18 protein-coding genes are annotated in these 21,348 nt (G+C 61.3%); 7 read left to right on the top strand and 11 right to left on the bottom strand.

The window, feature by feature from the left end:
- Positions 1–3: 3 nt before the first annotated feature.
- Together EJ576_RS01520 and EJ576_RS01515 are read right to left on the bottom strand one after the other, a co-directional pair.
- Entirely contained in the window at positions 4–1,980 is a 1,977-nt protein-coding gene (locus EJ576_RS01520; RefSeq protein ID WP_016975904.1) for a methyl-accepting chemotaxis protein, read from the bottom strand.
- A gap of 177 nt (positions 1,981–2,157) precedes the next feature.
- The gene (locus EJ576_RS01515) at positions 2,158–3,078 is read right to left on the bottom strand and encodes a LysR substrate-binding domain-containing protein (RefSeq protein WP_028618456.1); all 921 of its coding nucleotides are present in this window, start codon (positions 3,076–3,078) and stop codon (positions 2,158–2,160) included.
- Between the two features lie 152 nt (positions 3,079–3,230).
- Between EJ576_RS01515 and EJ576_RS01510 the strand changes: the two genes are divergently transcribed.
- Entirely contained in the window at positions 3,231–4,634 is a 1,404-nt protein-coding gene (locus EJ576_RS01510) for a NorM family multidrug efflux MATE transporter (RefSeq protein WP_126569457.1), read from the top strand.
- Between the two features lie 66 nt (positions 4,635–4,700).
- Here the strand turns inward: EJ576_RS01510 and EJ576_RS01505 are convergent, their stop codons facing one another.
- Complete coding sequence (locus tag EJ576_RS01505) at positions 4,701–6,365, bottom strand: bifunctional diguanylate cyclase/phosphodiesterase (RefSeq protein ID WP_126569456.1); 1,665 nt, start codon at positions 6,363–6,365, stop codon at positions 4,701–4,703.
- A 255-nt stretch (positions 6,366–6,620) separates the two neighbouring features.
- On the opposite strand from EJ576_RS01505, the gene rep reads away from it, so the two are divergent.
- Together rep and EJ576_RS01495 are read left to right on the top strand one after the other, a co-directional pair.
- On the top strand, positions 6,621–8,630 hold the full coding sequence (gene rep, locus EJ576_RS01500; protein ID WP_028618459.1) for a DNA helicase Rep: 2,010 nt from the start codon (positions 6,621–6,623) through the stop codon (positions 8,628–8,630).
- Between the two features lie 58 nt (positions 8,631–8,688).
- On the top strand, positions 8,689–9,261 hold the full coding sequence (locus EJ576_RS01495; protein ID WP_010207474.1) for a xanthine phosphoribosyltransferase: 573 nt from the start codon (positions 8,689–8,691) through the stop codon (positions 9,259–9,261).
- A gap of 83 nt (positions 9,262–9,344) precedes the next feature.
- On the opposite strand, the gene EJ576_RS01490 is transcribed toward EJ576_RS01495, so the two are convergent.
- The 6 genes from EJ576_RS01490 to dadA form a co-directional block, all read right to left on the bottom strand.
- Complete coding sequence (locus EJ576_RS01490) at positions 9,345–11,267, bottom strand: acetyl-CoA hydrolase/transferase C-terminal domain-containing protein (protein WP_123474781.1); 1,923 nt, start codon at positions 11,265–11,267, stop codon at positions 9,345–9,347.
- 133 nt (positions 11,268–11,400) lie between these two features.
- On the bottom strand, positions 11,401–11,814 hold the full coding sequence (locus tag EJ576_RS01485) for a cytochrome c5 family protein (RefSeq protein WP_016975909.1): 414 nt from the start codon (positions 11,812–11,814) through the stop codon (positions 11,401–11,403).
- A 181-nt stretch (positions 11,815–11,995) separates the two neighbouring features.
- Positions 11,996–12,544: a cupin domain-containing protein gene (locus EJ576_RS01480; RefSeq protein WP_003176893.1), complete on the bottom strand. Its 549-nt coding sequence runs from the start codon at positions 12,542–12,544 to the stop codon at positions 11,996–11,998.
- A gap of 116 nt (positions 12,545–12,660) precedes the next feature.
- Positions 12,661–13,734: an alanine racemase gene (gene alr, locus EJ576_RS01475; protein WP_126569455.1), complete on the bottom strand. Its 1,074-nt coding sequence runs from the start codon at positions 13,732–13,734 to the stop codon at positions 12,661–12,663.
- A gap of 79 nt (positions 13,735–13,813) precedes the next feature.
- Complete coding sequence (locus tag EJ576_RS01470) at positions 13,814–14,167, bottom strand: RidA family protein (protein ID WP_028618462.1); 354 nt, start codon at positions 14,165–14,167, stop codon at positions 13,814–13,816.
- The gene (dadA, locus tag EJ576_RS01465) at positions 14,139–15,440 is read right to left on the bottom strand and encodes a D-amino acid dehydrogenase (protein WP_016975912.1); all 1,302 of its coding nucleotides are present in this window, start codon (positions 15,438–15,440) and stop codon (positions 14,139–14,141) included. The genes EJ576_RS01470 and dadA overlap by 29 nt, the downstream gene beginning before the upstream one ends.
- Positions 15,441–15,596: 156 nt before the next feature.
- On the opposite strand from dadA, the gene EJ576_RS01460 reads away from it, so the two are divergent.
- The gene (locus EJ576_RS01460) at positions 15,597–16,085 is read left to right on the top strand and encodes an Lrp/AsnC ligand binding domain-containing protein (RefSeq protein ID WP_003176896.1); all 489 of its coding nucleotides are present in this window, start codon (positions 15,597–15,599) and stop codon (positions 16,083–16,085) included.
- An 8-nt stretch (positions 16,086–16,093) separates the two neighbouring features.
- On the opposite strand, the gene EJ576_RS01455 is transcribed toward EJ576_RS01460, so the two are convergent.
- On the bottom strand, positions 16,094–16,447 hold the full coding sequence (locus EJ576_RS01455) for a YkgJ family cysteine cluster protein (protein ID WP_028618464.1): 354 nt from the start codon (positions 16,445–16,447) through the stop codon (positions 16,094–16,096).
- A 115-nt stretch (positions 16,448–16,562) separates the two neighbouring features.
- Between EJ576_RS01455 and EJ576_RS01450 the strand changes: the two genes are divergently transcribed.
- Positions 16,563–17,855 (top strand): FAD-binding oxidoreductase, encoded by a 1,293-nt coding sequence (locus tag EJ576_RS01450; RefSeq protein ID WP_126569454.1) that lies wholly within the window; start codon positions 16,563–16,565, stop codon positions 17,853–17,855.
- A gap of 1 nt (position 17,856) precedes the next feature.
- Here EJ576_RS01450 and EJ576_RS01445 read toward each other — a convergent pair whose 3' ends face one another.
- Entirely contained in the window at positions 17,857–18,081 is a 225-nt protein-coding gene (locus tag EJ576_RS01445) for a DUF1127 domain-containing protein (RefSeq protein WP_122729864.1), read from the bottom strand.
- A gap of 167 nt (positions 18,082–18,248) precedes the next feature.
- Between EJ576_RS01445 and EJ576_RS01440 the strand changes: the two genes are divergently transcribed.
- Together EJ576_RS01440 and EJ576_RS01435 are read left to right on the top strand one after the other, a co-directional pair.
- Positions 18,249–19,673, top strand: a complete 1,425-nt coding sequence (locus EJ576_RS01440; RefSeq protein ID WP_123474777.1) for a PLP-dependent aminotransferase family protein — start codon at positions 18,249–18,251, stop codon at positions 19,671–19,673.
- A gap of 62 nt (positions 19,674–19,735) precedes the next feature.
- Positions 19,736–21,304 carry a phospholipase D family protein gene (locus EJ576_RS01435; RefSeq protein ID WP_126569578.1) on the top strand — a complete coding sequence of 523 codons (1,569 nt, stop codon included), beginning with the start codon at positions 19,736–19,738 and terminating at the stop codon, positions 21,302–21,304.
- The last annotated feature ends 44 nt before the right edge of the window (positions 21,305–21,348 follow it).

Below are 21,348 nucleotides of genomic sequence, written 5' to 3'. Positions count from 1 at the left end.
GTCTCAACGAAACCGATCCACCTCATGTCGCAAGCCTGCCGCCAGGGTCTCCAGTTCCTTGGCGGTGATCGCCAGGTTCGACACCACTTCGCGCTGCTCGCTGTTGGCCAGCGCGATGCTCTGCAGGTTGCTGCTGAGCAAGGTTGCGGTGCTGCTCTGCTCTTGGGTGGCGGTGGTGATCGCCGCGAACTGCTGACCAGCCGAGCGGCTTTGCTCGTCGATGCGCGCCAGGGCCGACGCCACGTCGGCGTTACGCGAAAGGCCTTCCTGCATCAACACATTGCCGCGCTCCATGGTGCTGATAGCGTTGCCGGTTTCCTGCTGGATGCTCTGGATCATCCCGGAGATCTCGTCGGTGGCCTCTCGGGTACGCGACGCCAGGTTGCGTACTTCATCGGCGACCACGGCAAAGCCACGGCCTTGCTCACCCGCGCGTGCGGCTTCGATGGCGGCGTTGAGTGCCAGCAGGTTGGTTTGTTCAGCAATCGAGGTGATCACGCCGACGATCCCGCCGATTTCCTGGGAGCGCTGGCCGAGAGTGTTGATCACCGTGGCGGTGCTGTTCAGGGCGGTGGCGATGTGTTCCAGGGACGACGAAGCCTCTTGCATCGAGTTGCGCCCGATACGGGTTTGCTGGGCGTTTTCCTGGGCCAGCCGTTCGGTGCTGCCCATATTGTCGGCGATGTTCAGCGAGGTGGCGCTGAACTCTTCTACCGCGCCGGCCATGCTGGTGATCTCGCCGGACTGCTGCTCCATGCCTTCATACGCGCCACCGGACAACCCGGACAACGCCTGGGCGCGGCTGTTGACCTCTTCGGCCGCCTTGCGAATATGCGAGACCATGGTCGACAGCGCTTCACCCATCTGGTTGAAGCTGCGCGCCAGTTGGCCGATTTCGTCATGGCTGGACACATTCAGGCGTGCGCTCAAGTCACCCGCACCCAAGGCTTCGGCCTGGCGCACCAGGTCGCCCAACGGCGCTAATTTGCTACGCAGCAGCCAAACCGTTGCGCCGACCGCCAGCAACATGGCCAGGACGCTACCGATCACCAGGCGGATGCCGACGTCCCACGTCACCGAGCGAATCTCAGCCTTGGGCATGCTCGCGACGACTGCCCATGGCCCGCCTTCGAAGGGCACCGAGACGCTGTAGAAATCTTCGTTCTTGTCCGCCCAGAAGCGGCCCGAACCCGGCGCCTTGGCCAGGTCCAGCATCACTGGGATCGCCTGGTCCAGCGCCTGCACACCAGCCGGCGGCACCAGCCAGCGCTTCTGCTCGTCCAGCAACGCCAGGGAGCCGGTCTGGCCAATACGGAAGCGCTTGAGATTCTCGAACTGGGCATTCTGCGCATCGGTGTAGTCAAACCCGATGAACAACACGGCGATGACCTGGCCGCTGCTGTCACGCACCGGGCTGTACTGGGTCATGTAGGAGCGGTCGAACAACACCGCACGGCCGATGTAGGTCTGGCCGCTGAGCACGCGCTGATAGGCTGGCCCCTGACGATCCAGCACCGTACCGATGGCACGGTTGCCGTCCTGCTTGGTCAAGGAGGTGCTGATGCGGATGAAGTCTTCGCCGCTGCGCACAAACACCGTGGCCACGCCACCGGACATCTGTTTGAACTCATCCACTTCATCGAAGTTGTTGTTCAGCACTTCACTGCCCAGGTACAGGCTAGGGGTCTGTACCCCAGCCACAGTCACCGGCTGGTCTGCATGCACACTCAAGCCCGCGCCGAAGCGCTTTTCAAACAGCCCGCTCAAACGCTGGGTACTTTCGCGCAAGGTGCTGTGGAAGGTATTGAGTTGGTCGGCGAGCAAGCGCGCCTCACTGGCCAGATGCTCCTCACGAGTCGCGAGGTTGGCGGAGTCGAGAGAACGCAAGGCAAACACCGTACTGCCGCTGATGACGACAGCCAGAATCACGGCTAACGCGAGGCCTAACTGGGAGGCAATCCGAGCACGAGGTTGAGACATGACAGCTCCTGGCCGAGGCCAGGATCATCCTGATCTCATAGCGCTGCTCGGCAAATTATCTAGTGGGAAGCGTTGGTGCACGATGGTTCCAACACACCTACTTCGGCGGGCCGAGACAATACTTGAGCGAATCACAGGGGTATCGCGCAAACGATTGCACGAACGGTCTGCGAGCACTCAATCGAGGCGTTCGACTGGCGGCAGTTCCATCGCCTTGACCTCGGCCTGCAGAAACTCCGCCAAACGCCTCAATCGTTCGCCGCCTGGGCGGGTTTTCGGCCACACCAGGTAATAATTTTCGCCACTGGCGACCGCCGTCGGCCAGGGCAGGCTCAGCCGCCCCTGCGCCACATCTTCGGCCACCATCAGCAAGTCGCCCATGGAGACGCCGTAACCTCGCGCGGCGGCGATCATGCCCAGTTCGAGGGTGTCGAACACCTGTCCGCCCTTGAGCGACACCTGGGATGACAAGCCCATGCGCTCCAGCCAGTTGCGCCAATCGCGACGGTCAGGCGTGGGGTGCAGCAGTTCGGCGGTGGCCAGGCGCGCCGCATCCCAGGGCCCATCCTCCAGCAGATTTGGCGCACCTACGGGGATCAGCAATTCCGGGAAAAGATAACTGGCCTCCCAATCCGCCGGAAAATGCCCGTAGCTCAGCAGCACCGCACAGTCGAACGGCTCCTGGTTGAAATCCACCTCGTCCACACTCATCCAGGCGCTGGTCAGTTGCACTTCGTTGCCTGGCTGCAACGCCCGGAAACGGCTGAGCCGCGCCAACAGCCAACGCATGGTCAGGGTGGACGGCGCCTTCATGCGCAGGATGTCGTCTTCGGCATTCAAGGTATGGCAGGCCCGCTCCAGCGCGGCGAAACCTTCGCGCACGCCGGGCAATAGCAGGCGCGCCGCTTCGGTGAGCTGCAAGGTGCGGCCACTGCGCTGGAACAGGCGGCAGGCGAAGTGCTCTTCCAACGTGCGGATATGTCGGCTCACCGCACTTTGCGTGATCGACAACTCCTCCGCCGCGCGGGTGAAGGAGTTGTGCCGGGAAGCGGCCTCAAAAGCCCGCAAAGCGTAAAGAGGAGGAAGACGACGGGACATAGGGAAGGCTCCGACAGCGCAATGCGCAAACCCTACCAGAATCGAACAGGTATGAGTTTTAATCATGTGAACGATCGCATTTATCCCTTTGTGCAATGTGCTGAGAGCGCCGAGAATCAACCCTTCCCCAATCCTCCGATTTCTCGAGTGTGATGATCATGCAACATCCGGCACGTACCGAACTCTGGGCTATTCTGCGGTTGTCAGGGCCGTTGATTGCCTCACAGTTGGCGCACATGCTGATGGTGCTGACCGACACCCTGATGATGGCGCGCCTGAGCCCCGAAGCCCTGGCCGGTGGTGGCCTGGGCGCAGCGAGCTATTCGTTCGTGTCAATTTTCTGCATCGGCGTGATTGCCGCCGTGGGCACGCTTGTCGCCATCCGTCACGGCGCCGGTGATATCGAAGGGGCTACCCGCCTTACCCAGGCCGGACTGTGGCTCGCCTGGCTGATGGCCTTGGCGGCTGGCTTGCTGCTGTGGAACCTCAAGCCGCTGCTGCTGATGTTCGGCCAGACGGAAACCAACGTGCAGTCGGCCGGGCAATTCCTGACGATCCTGCCGTTCGCGCTGCCCGGTTACTTGAGCTTCATGGCCTTGCGCGGCTTTACCAGCGCCATCGGCAAAGCCACTCCGGTGATGGTCATCAGCCTCGGCGGCACAGTACTGAATTATCTGCTCAACCACGCACTGATCGAGGGCATGTTCGGCCTGCCCAAGCTCGGCCTGATGGGCATCGGCTTGGTCACCGCCATCGTCGCGAACGGCATGGCACTGGCGCTGATGTGGTACATCCGCAGCAACCGCGCCTATGCCGCCTACCCACTGGCCCCCGGCCTGATGCGCCTCAATACCCAGTACCTGCGCGAGTTGTGGCGCCTGGGCCTGCCGATTGGTGGCACCTATGCGGTGGAGGTCGGGTTGTTTGCCTTTGCGGCGCTGTGCATGGGCACCATGGGTAGCACGCAGTTGGCGGCGCACCAGATCGCGCTGCAGATTGTGTCGGTGGCGTTTATGGTGCCGGCGGGGATGTCTTACGCGGTGACCATGCGCATCGGCCAGCATTACGGCGCCGGGCAGTTGCTGCAGGCACGCCTGGCCGGGCGTGTCGGCATAGGATTTGGCGCAGCGGTGATGTTGGGATTTGCCGCCATGCTGTGGCTTTATTCCGACCCATTGATCGGACTGCTCATCGACCATAACGACCCGGCGTTCCACGACGTGATCGTCCTGGCCGTCAGCCTGCTGGCCGTGGCGGCGTGGTTCGAGTTGTTCGACGGCGTGCAAACCATCGCCATGGGCTGCATTCGCGGACTCAAGGACGCCAAGACCACCTTCCTGATCGGGGCGGGCTGCTATTGGCTGATTGGGGCACCGTCGGCCTGGCTGATGGCCTTCACCCTGGGCTGGGGGCCGACCGGCGTATGGTGGGGCTTGGCCCTGGGCCTGGCGTGCGCGGCAGTCAGCCTGACCTGGGCGTTTGAAGCGAAAATGAAGCGGATGATTCGGCAAGAGCCGCCTGGGCAGGAAATGTGGGAGGGGGCTTGCCCCCGATAGCGGTGGGTCAGTAACAGATGAGCTGGCAGACACTCCGTCATCGGGGGCAAGCCCCCTCCCACACTTCTAGCCGAGCACGGCTTGTTGGCCATTGCCGAACGTCAGGTACTCCACCAACTCCGGTAGCGGCAGCGGCTTGCTGATCAGGTAACCCTGGGCCTGGTCACAACCAAACAGCCTCAACAACGCCAACTGCTCCGGCGTTTCCACACCTTCGGCAACCACTTCCAGATTGAGATTGTGCGCCAGATTGATCATCGCGTGCACCAACTTGCGGTTCTCTTCACGCTCTTCCATGCCACCGACAAAGCTCTTGTCGATCTTCAACAGAGCAATCGGCAGGCTGTTGAGGTGCACGAACGATGAGAAGCCGGTGCCAAAGTCATCCAGGGAAAACCGCACGCCGAGGCGGCCGAGGGCGTCCATGGTCTGCTTGACCAGATCGCTGCGGCGCATCACGGCGGTTTCGGTGAGTTCAAACTCCAGCCACTGCGCCTCCACGCCCCGCTCGGCAATCAGCCGACTGAGGGTGGAGAGCAACTGGCTGTCCTGGAACTGGCGGAACGACAGGTTGACCGCCATGTGCAGCGGCGGCAGGCCACGTTCGCGCAGGTCCTGCATATCGCGCAGGGCGCGGGAGATGACCCAGTAGCCCAACGGCACGATCAGGCCGCTTTGCTCAGCCAGGGGCACGAACTCACTCGGCGGCAGCAGGCCGCGCTCGCCATGCCGCCAGCGCACCAGGGCTTCAAGGCCGACGATATGCCCGTCGTCCAGGTCCAGGCGCGGTTGGTAATGCAGCTCCAGTTCGTCACGCCGCAAGGCGCGGCGCAATTCACTTTCCAGGTCGGCCAGGCTGCGCGCGTTGCGGTTGATGCGTTCGTTGAAAATATGAAAGGTGCAGCCCTGGGTGCTCTTGGCCTGTTGCATGGCGATATGCGCGTGCCACATCAGCGGGTCGGCACCGGCACGGGCGCGGGCATGGGCCACGCCCAGGCTGCAGCCGATCAGCAGGCTTTCGCCATCCACCCAATAGGGTTCGGCCATGACTTCGGTGATGCGCTCGGCCATCCACTCGGCACGCTGGGGCGCGCGGCGGGTGTCGATCAATAGGGCGAATTCGTCGCTACCCAGGCGCGCCAGTTGGTCCCCGACCTCAAGCTGGCTTTTGAGCCGCGAAACCACTTGCAGGATCAACCGGTCGCCGGCCTGGTGGCCGAGGGCATCGTTCGCGTGGCGAAAATTGTCGAGGTCCAGGTGACCAAGGGCCAGGCCACGGCCTTCGTTCTCGGCCAACCGCGCGGCGAGCAAGGTCTGAAAACCCTGGCGGTTGGCGATGCCGGTCAGCGGGTCCTGTTCGGCCAGGCGTTGCAGGGTGTTTTCCAGCACACCGCGCTCGCGGACGTGGCGCAGGCAGCGGCGCACTGTATCGGCGTCCAATACATCCCGTACCAGCCAATCGCTGACGCCAAGCGGCGCAACCAACGGTTCCTGCTCCAACAGCAATATGCACGGCAGGCTGCAGCGCCCAGGGCCGGGTTGCAGGCTGGGCGTGGTCAATAGCACGGCGCTGTGGTCGTCATCGAACAGACGGCTCACGGACTCCCAATTTGGTGCGCTGATCAGCACAGCCCCATCGCCCATCGGCGCCAGGCACTCGCGCAACAACGCTGCCCACGCCGGCTCATCGGCCAGCAGCAGCAAACGCAAGGGTTCGACAGGCGTAGACAAGCTAGCTCCCTAGACTCTGCAAAATTTCGTGGCGGCGGGCATTATGACGCGCGGCCGGATAATCACCAATGATAGGGGTTATCAAACACGCGAACTGTAAACATTAGTCGCAAACAACCCCGACATCCTGCGGCAAAGTATCAAAACCGGCAAATTTAGATCGAGCGGTACGTCACACTGTCGTTCTGACAGAGCAGAATCCTGCGAGCCTGTTAAAATGCCCGCCCTTTTGAACAACGACTCCTGAAATTCCGTATGTCCCGACTCAATCCCCGGCAGCAAGAAGCCGTGAACTACGTCGGCGGCCCTCTATTGGTGCTCGCCGGTGCAGGCTCCGGCAAGACCAGCGTGATCACCCGCAAGATCGCGCACTTGATCCAGCAGTGCGGCATCCGCGCCCAGTACATCGTCGCCATGACCTTTACCAACAAGGCGGCGCGGGAAATGAAAGAGCGCGTCGGCACCCTGCTCAAGGGTGGCGAAGGCCGTGGCCTCACTGTGTGCACCTTCCACAACCTGGGGCTGAACATCATCCGCAAGGAGCATGTGCGGTTGGGCTACAAGCCGGGCTTCTCGATCTTTGACGAGACCGACGTGAAGTCGCTGATGACCGACATCATGCAAAAAGAGTACGCAGGCGACGACGGCGTGGACGAGATCAAGAACATGATCGGCGCCTGGAAAAACGACCTGATCCTGCCCGCCCAGGCGCTGGAAAACGCACGCAACCCCAAGGAACAGACCGCCGCCATCGTCTACACCCACTACCAGCGCACGCTCAAGGCGTTCAACGCGGTGGACTTCGACGACCTGATCCTGCTGCCGGTGAAGCTGTTCGAAGAACACGCCGACATCCTCGAAAAATGGCAGAACAAGGTGCGCTACCTGTTGGTGGACGAATATCAGGACACCAACGCCAGCCAATACCTGCTGGTGAAAATGCTGATCGGCAAGCGCAACCAATTCACCGTGGTCGGCGACGATGACCAGTCGATCTACGCCTGGCGCGGCGCCCGCCCGGAAAACCTGATGCTGCTCAAGGACGATTACCCGTCCCTGAAAGTGGTGATGCTGGAGCAGAACTACCGCTCCACCAGCCGCATCCTGCGCTGCGCCAACGTGTTGATCTCGAACAACCCCCACGAGTTTGAAAAACAACTGTGGAGTGAGATGGGCCACGGCGACGAGATCCGCGTGATCCGCTGCCGCAACGAAGACGCCGAAGCCGAGCGCGTGGCCGTGGAAATCCTCAGCCTGCACTTGCGCACCGACCGGCCCTACAGCGATTTCGCGATCCTGTACCGCGGCAACTACCAGGCCAAGCTGATCGAGCTGAAGTTACAGCATCACCAGGTGCCGTATCGCCTGTCAGGCGGCAACAGCTTTTTCGGACGCCAGGAAGTGAAAGACCTGATGGCCTACTTCCGCCTGATCGTAAACCCGGACGACGACAACGCCTTCCTGCGCGTGATCAATGTGCCGCGCCGTGAGATAGGTTCCACCACCCTGGAAAAACTCGGTAACTACGCCACCGAACGCAAGATCTCGATGTACGCCGCCACCGACGAAATCGGCCTGGGCGAACACCTGGACACGCGCTTCACCGATCGCCTGTCGCGCTTCAAGCGCTTCATGGACAAGGTGCGCGAGCAGTGCGCCGGCGAAGACCCGATCAGCGCCCTGCGCAGCATGGTCATGGACATCGACTACGAAAATTGGCTGCGCACCAACAGCTCCAGCGACAAGGCCGCGGATTACCGCATGAGCAACGTCTGGTTCCTGATCGAAGCACTGAAGAACACCCTGGAAAAAGACGAAGACGGCGAAATGACCGTCGAGGACGCCATCGGCAAGCTGGTGCTGCGCGACATGCTCGAGCGCCAGCAGGAAGAGGAAGACGGCGCCGAAGGCGTGCAGATGATGACCTTGCATGCGTCCAAGGGTCTGGAATTCCCCTACGTGTTCATCATGGGCATGGAAGAGGAAATCCTCCCGCACCGTTCCAGCATCGAAGCCGACACCATCGAAGAAGAACGCCGCCTGGCCTACGTGGGCATTACCCGCGCGCGTCAGACGCTGGCCTTCACCTTTGCCGCCAAGCGCAAGCAATACGGCGAAATCATCGATTGTGCCCCCAGCCGGTTCCTGGACGAACTGCCGCCGGACGACCTGGCCTGGGAAGGCAATGACGACACCCCGACTGAGGTGAAGGCCGTTCGCGGCAACACCGCCTTGGCGGATATACGCGCGATGTTAAAGCGCTAGAATCGACTACTTTTTAATCTACTTTCGGCGCGCACCGCGCCATTAGAGGAAGCTTTCCGTGGAAGCACTGCACAAGAAAATTCGCGAAGAAGGCATCGTGCTTTCCGATCAGGTACTCAAGGTCGACGCCTTTCTGAACCACCAGATCGACCCGGCACTGATGAAACTGATCGGCGACGAATTCGCCGCACTGTTCAAGGATTCGGGCATCACCAAGATCGTCACCATCGAAGCCTCCGGCATCGCCCCGGCGATCATGACGGGCCTGAACCTGGGCGTACCGGTGATTTTTGCACGCAAGCAGCAATCCCTGACCCTCACGGAAAACCTGCTGTCGGCGACGGTGTATTCCTTCACCAAGAAGGTCGAAAGCACCGTGGCGATTTCCCCTCGCCACCTGACCAGCAGCGACCGCGTGCTGGTGATCGATGATTTCTTGGCCAATGGCAAGGCGTCCCAGGCGCTGATCTCGATCATCAAGCAGGCCGGCGCGACCGTCGCCGGTTTGGGGATTGTGATCGAGAAGTCGTTCCAGGGTGGTCGTGCGGAGTTGGACGCGCAGGGATACCGAGTGGAATCCCTGGCACGGGTCAAATCCCTGGCCGGTGGCGTAGTGACCTTCATCGAATAATCACGCCTGGCGGTATTTTTGTAGTGAGCGAGCTTGCCTCGCGCGGGGCAAGCCCGCTCACCACAAAAGCCCGGCGCTGCTGGCTAATTCGCGGTGGCCTGCAGGCCAGCGAGCAACAGCCGCTGATACAAATCTTCTTTTAGCCCATCGGGCTTATCCAATCGCATCCGCTCCAGATGCTTGGGAAACACCTCCGGCTCCGGCGCATCCAACGCCGCCTTGCCCAACTCCAAAATCTCCGTCAGCTTGAATTTGCTCTTGAGCCAGTTCAGCGCGCGCAACAAATCCCGCTCTTCATCCGTAAAATCGCTGCCCAGCGGATACTCCGGAAACAGCCGACGATGGCGCGCTTGAATCGCCTGTAGCCGCTCGGGCGTGTTATCGGCAAAACGCGGGTCCAGCTTGAAATCCTTGGGCAACTTGCCGGCCTTCTGCGCCTGTTCGATCAAATCATCCTGGAAGCGTGAGTCGGTGATATTGAGCAACGCCTCGATCACCTTGGCATCTGTCTGCCCGCGCAAGTCGGCAATGCCGTACTCGGTGATAACAATGTCCCGCAGATGCCGAGGAATCGTGCAGTGGCCATAGTCCCAGACGATATTGGAGCTGACCTCCCCCGCCGACTCCCGCCAACTGCGCAGGATCAGGATCGAACGCGCACCTTCCAGCGCATGGCCTTGGGCAACGAAGTTGTACTGCCCGCCCACGCCGCTGAGTACACGGCCATCCTCTAACTGATCGGCCACGCCTGAGCCGAGCAACGTCACCATGATCGCGCTGTTGATAAAGCGCGCATCCACGCGCTGCAGGCGCTTGAGTTCTTCCTGGCCGTACAGTTCGTTGATGTAGCTGATGCGGGTCATGTTGAATTCGAGGCGTTTGGCATGGGTCATTTCCTGCAGGCGCTGATAGAAACTTCTCGGGCCGAGGAAAAAACCACCGTGGATCGAAATGCCATCCGGCTGTGCGGCGTCATTCAGTAATCCGGCATTGGCCTGTTCCTGTGTCGCCACGTCGGGGTAGACCTTGCGGCGGATAATCCCTGCGTCCGCCAGCACCAGCAGGCCGTTGACGAACATTTCGCTGCAACCGTAAAGGCCACGGGCGAACGGGTCGACGCCGCCTTCGTGACTGATCAGCGGCGCCCACTGGTAGACGTCCAGGTCAGTCAGCAACAACCGATAGGCTTCGTTATCCGCCTGGCGCGCGAGCAGCGCGGCGGTCAGCGCATCGCCCATGGAGCCAATACCAATCTGCAAGGTGCCGCCATCACGCACCAGGGTGCTGGCATGCAGGCCGATAAAGTGGTCCTGGAAGCCGACGGGCATGTTCGGCGTGGAGAACAATGTGGTGCTGTCTTTTTCATCGATCAGGTAATCGAAAGCATCCATGCCCAGCTCGGAGTCCCCAGGCATATAGGGTAAATCGCTGTGGACCTGGCCGACGATCAGCACGGTTTCACCGGCATCACGGCGCTTGGCGATCATCGGCAACAGGTCAAGGGTGATATCCGGGTTGCAGCTCAGGCTCAGGCGATCCGGGTGTTCGCTGCTGCTGGCGACCAGCTGCGCGACCAGGTTCAGGCCCGCTGCGTTGATGTCGCGGGCAGCGTGGCTGTAGTTGCTGCTCACGTAATCCTGCTGCGCCGACTCGCTGTGCAGCAAGCTGCCGGGCTGCATGAAGAACTGCTGCACATGGATATTTTTCGGAAGGCTGTCTTTGTGCAGGTCGGCCAGAAAATCCAGCTCGGGATAATCGCCAAACACCCGCTCGATAAAGGGTTCGAGAAAGCGCTTCTGCAAACCATCGCCCATCGTCGGCCGGCCCAGGCTCAGCGCGGTGTAGATTGTCAGTGCCCGCTCCGGCAACTTGGCGACGCGCCGGTACAGCGCGTTGGCAAACAGGTTCGGCTTGCCCAAGCCCAACGGCATGCCCATATGGATATGCGCCGGCAACCGTTCCAGTACATCGTCAACTGCTTGCTCGATTGAACACAACTGCACCATCCGACCCTCCTGAACATTCCATGATTAGGGGTTGGACCGAGCTTGCCGGGTCTTTGCTGCAAAGAACAGCGCTGAAACACAAATCACGGGTACAAAAAAGCCGCTCGAAAGCGGCTTTTTGGCGAAGATCGGTTTATTTCAAGCCGGACATCTTCTCGATCGCACCTTTGAGGTCGTCATCTGAGCAGTCGGAGCAGGTGCCTTTGGGTGGCATGGCATTGATGCCCGTAATCGCCTTGGCCAGGATGCCATCCAGGCCGCCTTGATGGTCGGCGCGTTCTTTCCAGGCAGCGGTGTCGCCGATTTTTGGCGCACCTAATAGGCCGGTGCCGTGGCAAGCGTTGCAATGCTTGGCGATGATCTCATCCGGCGTCTTCGCAGCGCCGCCGCCTGCGGCGACCGCCACTTCCATGCCCTTGCACTCCTGGCCCTGGACACACACCTGGCCGACAGGCTCCAGGCGCTTGGCAATGTCATCATTGGTCGCAGCTTGAGCGCTGACAGCCCATAGGGCCAGTACGGTTGCTGGTGCAGCCAGCATTTTCATAATTAGGTTCACGCGTTCACCCTCAATGGTGGCTATTCACGCCTGCGGCCACGGTTTCGCAGGCGGCGAAAGTATAACGGTTAGCCCGCCCGGCCGAAACAACCCTATTAAATAAAGGGAGATTCGGCTTCACGGATACAACTACGGGAGTCTCTGCAACGCTGGCAGGACGCCTCTTTTCTTAAAAGTTCGCGGGTGTGGCTGCGCTGATTAGTCGCGCCGGCACGTCGAACGGATTGCGAAAACGATGGGGCTTGGTACTTTCAAAGTAGTAGCTATCGCCCGCTTCAAGCACAAAAGTTTCAAGACCGACCACTAACTCCAGGCGACCTTCCACCAGAATCCCGGTTTCTTCGCCTTCGTGAGTGAGCATTTCTTCGCCCGTGTCGGCGCCCGGTGGGTAGATTTCGTTGAGAAACGCAATCGCCCGGCTGGGGTGAGCCCGGCCTACCAGTTTCATGGTGACGGCGCCGTCAGAGATGTCGATCAGCTCATTGGCTTTATAGACGATCTGAGTCGGTATTTCCTGGAGGATCTCCTCGGAAAAGAACTCGACCATGGACATGGGGATACCGCCCAGCACCTTGCGCAAGGAGCTGATCGAGGGGCTGACGCTGTTTTTTTCGATCATCGAAATGGTGCTGTTGGTGACACCCGCACGCTTGGCGAGCTCGCGCTGGGAAAGACCCTTCAGTTTACGGATGGATTGCAGTCGTTCGCCGACGTCCAATGCAGGAGCCTCCTAGGATTCAGGCTTTGTTGTAATTGAGCGTTATCATGGCGACAGCGTTCAGTATTTACAACACTTGGGCCTAAATCCCGGGCGGTTGTGTTCGTACCGGACGATCAAGCCCCGGAATAGAGCCTTGGCACTCGGCGCATGTTGCAAAACAGCTGGTAAGGAATGGTCTCGGCGGCGACCGCGACGTCACTGGCGAGGATGTTTTTACCCCACAGCTCCACCGTGGAACCGAGCCCCGCCTGAGGCACGTCCGTCAAGTCGATGCACAGCATGTCCATGGACACGCGGCCCAGCAAATGGCTGCGCTGCCCCGCCACCAATACCGGCGTACCGGTCGGCGCGTGACGCGGGTAGCCATCGGCATAACCCATGGCAACCACGCCGATGCGCATCGGCTTGGGCGTGATGAATTTGGCGCCGTAACCCACCGGCTCACCAGCCGGCAGTTCACGCACGCAGATCACCTTGGACTCCAAGGTCATCACCGGCTGCAAACGCGCGGCCACGGCCTGGTCTTCGCCAAACGGCGTGGCGCCGTAAAGCATGATGCCGGGGCGCACCCAGTCGCTGGACACATTCGGCCAGCCCATCACCGATGGCGAATTGCGCAGGCTGACCTCAGCCGACAAGCCCTGTCGCGCCGCCTCGAACACCGCTACCTGTTCATCGCTGCGCACACAGTCGAGTTCATCGGCGCGCGCGAAGTGGCTCATCAAAACGATCTTGGCGACTTTGCCACTGGCCAGCAGGCGTTGGTAAGCCTCCTGATAATCCTTCGGATGCAGGCCAACACGGTGCATGCCGGAATCGAGTTTGAGCCAGATAGTCAGCGGTTTGCTCAGCTTGGCCTGTTCGATCGCATCCAACTGCCACAGCGAATGCACCACGCACCAGAAGTCATGCTCGATGATCAGTGGCAGTTCGTCGGCCTCGAAAAAACCTTCCAGCAACAGCACCGGCGCACGAATCCCGGCGGCACGCAGCTCCAGGGCTTCCTCGATACACGCCACCGCAAACCCATCCGCTTCGCCTTCCAGCGCCTGGGCCACGCGCACGGCGCCATGCCCGTAGGCATCGGCCTTGACCACGGCAAGGGCTTTGGCCCCCGTGACTTCACGGGCCAATTGGTAGTTGTGGCGCAGGGCTTGGAGGTCGATCAGGGCACGGGCAGGACGCATGGCGGCAGGCTTCTAGGCGGCAAAGTGAAGAAAAACCGGCACCGACCGACAACGTCGGCACCGGGAGAGGGATCTGGGTTTAAGGCAAGGCCGCCACGACGGACAGCTCTACCAGGATTTCCGGTTCGCACAGCTTGGCTTCAACGGTGGCGCGGGCGGGCGCAACACCCTTGGGCAGCCACTTGTCCCACACCGCATTCATGCCGGCGAAATCCGCGTCGATGTCTTTCAGGTAGATCGTCACCGACAGCAGCTTGCTCTTGTCAGTGCCAGCCAGGTCGAGCAAACGCTCGATATTGGCCAGGGTTTCACGGGTCTGCTGCTCAATCCCGGCGTTCATGTCGTCGCCGACTTGCCCGGCCAGATACACGGTACCGCTGTGGACAACGATCTGGCTCATGCGCTCATTGGTGAGCTGGCGCTGGATTGACATGTTGTGCGGACTCCTGGTGGTTGCCATAACGGGAAATATCGAGGCCTTCGGCACTGATCTGCGGGGTTTTCTTCGCCATCAGGTCGGCCAGCAAGCGACCGGAACCACAGGCCATGGTCCAGCCGAGGGTGCCGTGGCCGGTATTCAGGAACAGGTTCTTGAACGGGGTGGCACCGACAATCGGCGTGCCGTCGGGCGTGGTCGGACGCAGACCGGTCCAGAAACTGGCTTCGGTCAAATCGCCGCCCTGAGGATAAAGGTCGTTGACGATCATCTCCAGGGTTTCGCGCCGACGTGGATTCAACGACAGGTCAAAACCGGCTATTTCAGCCATGCCACCGACGCGGATGCGGTTGTCGAAACGGGTGATCGCGACCTTGTAGGTCTCGTCGAGAATGGTCGAAGTCGGCGCCATCGCCGGGTTGGTGATCGGCACGGTCAGCGAGTAACCCTTGAGTGGGTACACCGGCGCCTTGATCCCCAGCGGCTTGAGCAATTTCGGCGAGTAACTGCCGAGGGCCAGCACGTAGCGGTCGGCGGTTTCCAGCTTGCCATCGATCCACACGCCGTTGATGCGGTCACCGGCGTAGTCGAGACGCTGGATGTCCTGTTCAAAACGGAATTCAACGCCCAGCTGCTTGCACATGTCGACCAGGCGGGTGGTGAACATCTGGCAGTCGCCGGTCTGGTCGTTCGGAAGGCGCAAGGCGCCCGCGAGGATATCGGTGACGCTGGCCAGGGCCGGCTCGACGCGGGCAATGCCCGCGCGGTCGAGGACTTCGAACGGCACGCCGGACTCCTTCAGCACAGCGATGTCCTTGGCCGCACCATCCAGCTGCGCCTGGGTGCGGAACAGTTGGGTCGTCCCGAGGCTGCGGCCTTCGTAGGCAATGCCGGTTTCTGCGCGCAGTTCGTCGAGGCAGTCGCGGCTGTACTCGGACAGACGCACCATGCGCTCCTTGTTCACGGCATAACGGTTGGCGGTGCAGTTGCGCAGCATCTGCGCCATCCACAGGTATTGGTCGATATCGGCGGTGGCCTTGATCGCCAGCGGGGCGTGGCGTTGCAACAGCCATTTGATGGCCTTGAGCGGCACGCCCGGCGCAGCCCATGGGGACGCGTAGCCTGGGGACACCTGGCCGGCGTTGGCGAAACTGGTTTCCATGGCAGCGGCGGGCTGACGGTCGACGACCACCACTTCAAAGCCGGCCCGCGCCAAATAGTAGGCACTGGTCACACCAATGACGCCGCTACCCAAGACCAGAACGCGCATTTTTATATCCTCATCGCGGGCATGGCCGCTGACGTGTGTTATTCGAGCAATGATGAGCGCAGTTTAAAAAACAATTGCCAGTGCATTTCACTATATAACTGCCTATATTTGGCGACAATTCTCGGCAAAAACCCTTTTCACAGAGGCGTATCCCCTATGCGTACCAACACCCAGACCAAGCGGGAGCTGGACAAGATCGACCGCAACATCCTGCGCATCCTGCAAACCGATGGGCGTATTTCGTTCACGGAGCTGGGGGAAAAAGTCGGGCTGTCGACCACGCCCTGTACCGAACGTGTGCGCCGGCTGGAGCGCGAAGGGATCATCATGGGTTACAACGCGCGGCTCAACCCGCAGCATTTGAAGGGCAGTCTGCTGGTATTTGTCGAGATCAGCCTCGATTACAAGTCCGGCGACACCTTTGAGGAGTTTCGCCGCGCGGTGCTGAAACTGCCCCATGTGCTGGAGTGCCACTTGGTATCAGGCGACTTCGATTACCTGGTGAAGGCACGGATTTCCGAGATGGCGTCGTACCGCAAACTGCTGGGGGATATCCTGCTCAAACTGCCCCATGTACGGGAGTCCAAGAGCTATATCGTGATGGAAGAGGTGAAGGAAAGCCTTAACCTGCCGATTCCGGACTGAAGAGCGGGCTAAACCAAAACCTGCCGCGTGCTCGCCATGTACTCATGGATCTGCTTCTCCACCCGCGGATGAATCAGCTCCACCGGGCGCCGCCCATTCGGGCACGGCAAGGCCTTGGTGGTGCCAAACAGCCGGCAGATCAACGGTCGCTCGTCGTACACCGTGCAGCCGTTGGGGCCCAGGTGCACACAGTTCAGCTCATCCATGGCCGCGTCTTGCTCGGCGGCGGTCTTGCGCGGCAGGCGCGACATTTCCTCGGGTGACGTGGTCACCGGCCCACAGCAGTCGTGGCAACCGGGGACGCACTCGAACGAAGGAATCTGCCGACGCAGCGCGCTGATTTTCTGACTGTTGCAACTCATCGAAACACATACCGAACGGCGAATAGGCGTGGATTCTGCCGCAAAACGCCCTGCGCAGACAGCTTCATCCGACCACTGTATCCTGCGTCAAATTTTCCAAACAGGGATGCTCCCCATGACTGCCAGCGCCCGGCACACCCCGTCCTATTACGCCGCCAGCAGCGTGCCGCAACCCGATTACCCAGTGCTGACCGGCGAAGTGACGGCCGATGTATGCGTGGTGGGCGGCGGTTTTTCCGGGCTGAACACGGCGCTTGAGCTGGCCGAGCGGGGTTTCAGCGTGGTGTTGCTGGAGGCGCGCAAGATCGCCTGGGGCGCCAGCGGACGCAACGGCGGCCAGTTGATCCGTGGCGTCGGCCATGGCCTGGACCAGTTCGCAAATGTGATCGGCACCGATGGCGTGCGCCAGATGAAGCTGATGGGCCTGGAAGCCGTGGAGACCGTGCGTGAGCGCGTCGAACGCTTTCAGATTCCCTGCGACCTGACCTGGGGCTACTGCGACCTCGCCAACAAGCCTCGCGACCTGCAAGGCCTGGCCGCAGACGCCGAAGAGCTGCGTGGCCTGGGTTATCGCCACGAAGTACGCCTGTTGCAAGCCAACGAGATGAGCAGCGTAATCGGTTCGGACCGCTACGTGGGTGGCATGATCGACATGGGTTCCGGTCACCTGCACCCGCTGAACCTGGCCCTTGGCGAAGCCGCCGCCGCGCAGCAACTAGGCGTGAAGCTGTTCGAGCAGTCTGAAGTCACCCGTATCGACTACGGCCCCGAAGTCAACGTGCACACCGCCCAGGGCAACGTGCGCGCCAAGACCCTGGTGCTGGCGTGCAATGCTTACCTCAATGGCCTCAACCCACACCTGAGCGGCAAAGTGTTGCCCGCCGGCAGCTACATCATCGCCACCGAGCCGTTGAGCGAAGTGCAGGCTGCCCACCTGCTGCCGCAGAACATGGCGGTGTGCGACCAGCGTGTCACCGTGGATTACTTCCGACTGTCCGCCGACCGTCGCCTGCTGTTCGGCGGCGCTTGTCACTACTCCGGTCGCGATCCGAAGGACATCGGCGCCTACATGCGTCCGAAAATGCTCCAGGTTTTCCCGCAATTGGCTGACGTTAAAATCGATTATCAATGGGGCGGCATGATCGGCATCGGCGCCAACCGTTTACCTCAGATTGGCCGCCTGGCCGACCAACCCAACGTTTATTACGCCCAGGCCTACGCCGGCCATGGCCTCAACGCCACCCACCTGGCGGGCAAGTTGCTGGCCGAAGCCATCAGTGGCCAGCAACAGGGGCGCTTCGACCTGTTCGCCCAGGTGCCGCACATCACCTTCCCCGGCGGCAAGCACCTGCGCTCGCCGCTGTTGGCACTGGGGATGCTCTGGCATCGCTTCAAAGAGCTGGTGTGATTCAGTCGCGCCAGAAGGGCTTGAGACCTTCCTGGCGCGCCTGTTCGGCGGTCAAACCGACATCGCGCAGTTGTTCGTGGGTCAGATGCAGCAACGCCTTGCGCGTGTGACGACGGTGCCAGAACAGACCCCAGCGGCTGATATCGCGCGGCGCCGTCGCCCGCTCTTGCCCTGCCTGCAGTTCCTGACCGTGTAGCGCCAGCCGCACATCGCTCATGCCGTTCATTTTGCCGCCCCTCATTTGCCTTGTTGCCTTGAGTGACAAGGATGGGCGCAGGGCATAAACCATTACAGATTCAACCCGACTTTATTAAATCCATACAGATACTGCCTATCGGCGGCTGAATCCTGTATTTTCGGGCGATCTGTAATGGTTTCTCGGGAGCGACCGCCATGACCCTGTACATGAACCTCGCCGAATTACTGGGCACTCGCATCGAACAGGGCTTCTATCGCCCTGGAGACAGGCTGCCTTCTGTACGGGCTTTAAGCGTGGAACACGGGGTCAGCCTGAGCACCGTGCAGCAGGCCTATCGCTTGCTGGAAGACAACGGTCTGGCAATGCCGAAGCCGAAATCCGGTTACTTCGTGCCAGTCGGCCGCGAGTTGCCGGCCCTGCCCGAAGTTGGCCGTCCGGCACAGCGGCCTGTGGAGATATCCCAGTGGGACCAGGTACTGGAGCTGGTTCGCGCAGTCCCGCGCAAAGATGTCATACAGATGGGGCGCGGCATGCCGGATGTATTGTCGCCCACCATGAAGCCGCTACTGCGTAGCCTGGCTCGCGTGAGCCGCCGCCAGGATCTGCCGGGCCTGTATTACGACAATATCCTCGGCTGTATGGAGTTACGCGAGCAGATCGCTCGACTGTCACTGGACTCCGGCTGCCAACTGACGGCCGAGGACATCGTAATAACCACCGGCTGCCATGAGGCGCTGTCCGCCAGCATCCATGCGATCTGCGAGCCTGGCGACATCGTTGCGGTGGACTCGCCGAGTTTCCACGGCGCTATGCAGACCCTCAAGGGCCTGGGCATGAAAGCCCTGGAAATCCCCACCGACCCGATCACCGGCATCAGCCTTGAAGCCCTGGAATTGGCGCTGGAACAGTGGCCGATCAAAGTCATCCAGCTGACCCCCAACTGTAACAACCCCCTGGGCTACATCATGCCCGAGGCGCGCAAAAAGGCGCTGCTGACCCTGGCCCAACGCTTTGACGTGGCGATCATCGAAGATGATGTTTATGGCGAACTGGCCTACAGCTACCCACGCCCGCGCACTATCAAATCCTTCGATGAGGACGGCCGTGTAGTGCTGTGCAGCTCATTCTCGAAAACCCTGGCGCCGGGCTTGCGCATCGGCTGGGTCGCGCCGGGTCGCTACCTGGAGCGGGTGCTGCACATGAAATACATCAGCACCGGCTCCACCGCAACACAACCGCAGATTGCCATCGCCGAGTTCCTCAAAGGTGGCCACTTCGAACCGCATTTGCGGCGGATGCGCACCCAATACCAGCGCAATCGTGACTTGATGCTCGACTGGGTCAGCCGCTACTTCCCGGCAGGCACTCGCGCCAGCCGGCCTCAAGGCAGCTTCATGCTCTGGATCGAGCTGCCGGAAGGCTTCGACACGCTCAAGCTCAACCGCGTGTTGGTGGAGCAAGGCGTACAGGTGGCCGTCGGCAGCATCTTTTCGGCGTCGGGCAAATACCGGAACTGCCTGCGCATGAACTACGCTGCCAAACCAACCCCGCAGATTGAAGAAGCCGTGCGCAAGGTGGGCACTGCTGCAATCAAGATGCTGGCCGAGGCCGCCGACTGACCTTTCACGGGAATTTGCCGTCATATGCCGACAACCGTCCTGATCTGGAAGCAACTCCCTTGATGATTCAACGGCTATTACCGTTTTTCCTGTTGGGAGCCCTGGCTCTGGGCGGCTGCGCGACGGTGAGCACGCCGCGCATCCCCAGCGACGCCTTGCCCGCCGCGCAATCGTCGTTCGGCCGCTCGATCCAGGCCCAGGCGGCGCCGTATCAGGGCCGCTCCGGCTTTCGCCTGCTGCCCAACAGCAGCGAGGCTTTCATGGCCCGCGCCGAGCTGATCCGCAACGCCCAGACCAGCCTCGACCTGCAGTACTACATCGTGCACGACGGCATCAGCACGCGCATGCTGGTGGACGAACTGCTCAAGGCTGCTGACCGCGGCGTGCGCGTGCGCATCCTGCTGGACGACACTACCAGCGACGGCCTCGACCAGATCATCGCTACCCTCGCCGCCCATCCCAGGATCGAGATCCGCCTGTTCAACCCCTTGCACCTGGGGCGCAGCACAGGCGTTACGCGAGCCATGGGCCGGTTGTTCAACCTGTCGCTGCAACATCGGCGCATGCACAACAAGTTGTGGCTGGCGGACAACAGTGTGGCCATCGTCGGCGGGCGCAACCTGGGGGATGAGTATTTCGACGCTGAGCCCAACCTGAACTTCACCGACATCGACATGCTCAGCGTGGGCCCGGTGGCCGAACAGCTGGGTCACAGTTTCGACCAGTATTGGAACAGCGCGCTGAGCAAGCCGATTGACGACTTCGTCTCCAATACGCCCTCCAAAGGCGACCTGGCCGCCGCGCGCGTGCGCCTGGAAGCGTCCCTGGCCGAGTCGCGCCAACAGAACCACGCGCTGTACAACCGCTTGCGCACCTATCAGACCCAACCGCGCATGGACACCTGGCGCCGCGAGCTGATCTGGGCCTGGAACCAGGCGCTGTGGGACGCGCCAAGCAAGGTGCTGGCCAAGGCCGATCCGGACCCTCGGTTGTTGCTCACCACGCAACTGGCGCCGGAGCTGGAAGGCGTCAACCATGAGCTGATGATGATCTCGGCGTACTTCGTGCCAGGGCAACCGGGGCTGGTGTACCTGACCGGGCGCGCCGATGCCGGTGTGTCGGTGAGCCTGCTGACCAATTCCCTGGAAGCTACCGACGTGCCTGCCGTGCACGGCGGTTATGCGCCCTATCGCAAGGCGCTGCTGGAGCACGGCGTGAAACTCTACGAGCTGCGCCGCCAACCGGGCGACCCCAGTGGCGGCAGCGGCCCACACCTGTTTCGTCGCGGCACCTTCCGGGGCTCGGATTCGAGCCTGCACAGCAAGGCGATGATCTTTGATCGGGAGAAGTCGTTTATCGGTTCATTCAACTTCGACCCGCGCTCGGTGCTGTGGAATACCGAAGTGGGTGTACTGGTCGACAGCCCGGAGCTGGCAGAGCACGTGCGCAACCTAGCGCTGCAAGGCATGGCGCCCCCCTTGAGCTATGAGGCGAGACTGCAGGACGGTCAAGTAGTGTGGGTGACCGAAGACAACGGCCAACTGCACACCCTGACCCGTGAGCCGGGCAGTTGGTGGCGACGGTTCAATGCCTGGTTCGCCACCTCAGTAGGCTTGGAACGCATGTTGTAGGAGCCGGCTTGCCGGCGATTGCGCCGTGTCAGTTGATCAACTTG

This window comes from Pseudomonas sp. C 49-2, assembly GCF_003970195.1.
In the GTDB taxonomy this organism is placed as follows: Bacteria; Pseudomonadota; Gammaproteobacteria; order Pseudomonadales; family Pseudomonadaceae; genus Aquipseudomonas; species Aquipseudomonas canadensis.
This window is presented reverse-complemented; position numbering and strand designations above follow the sequence as displayed.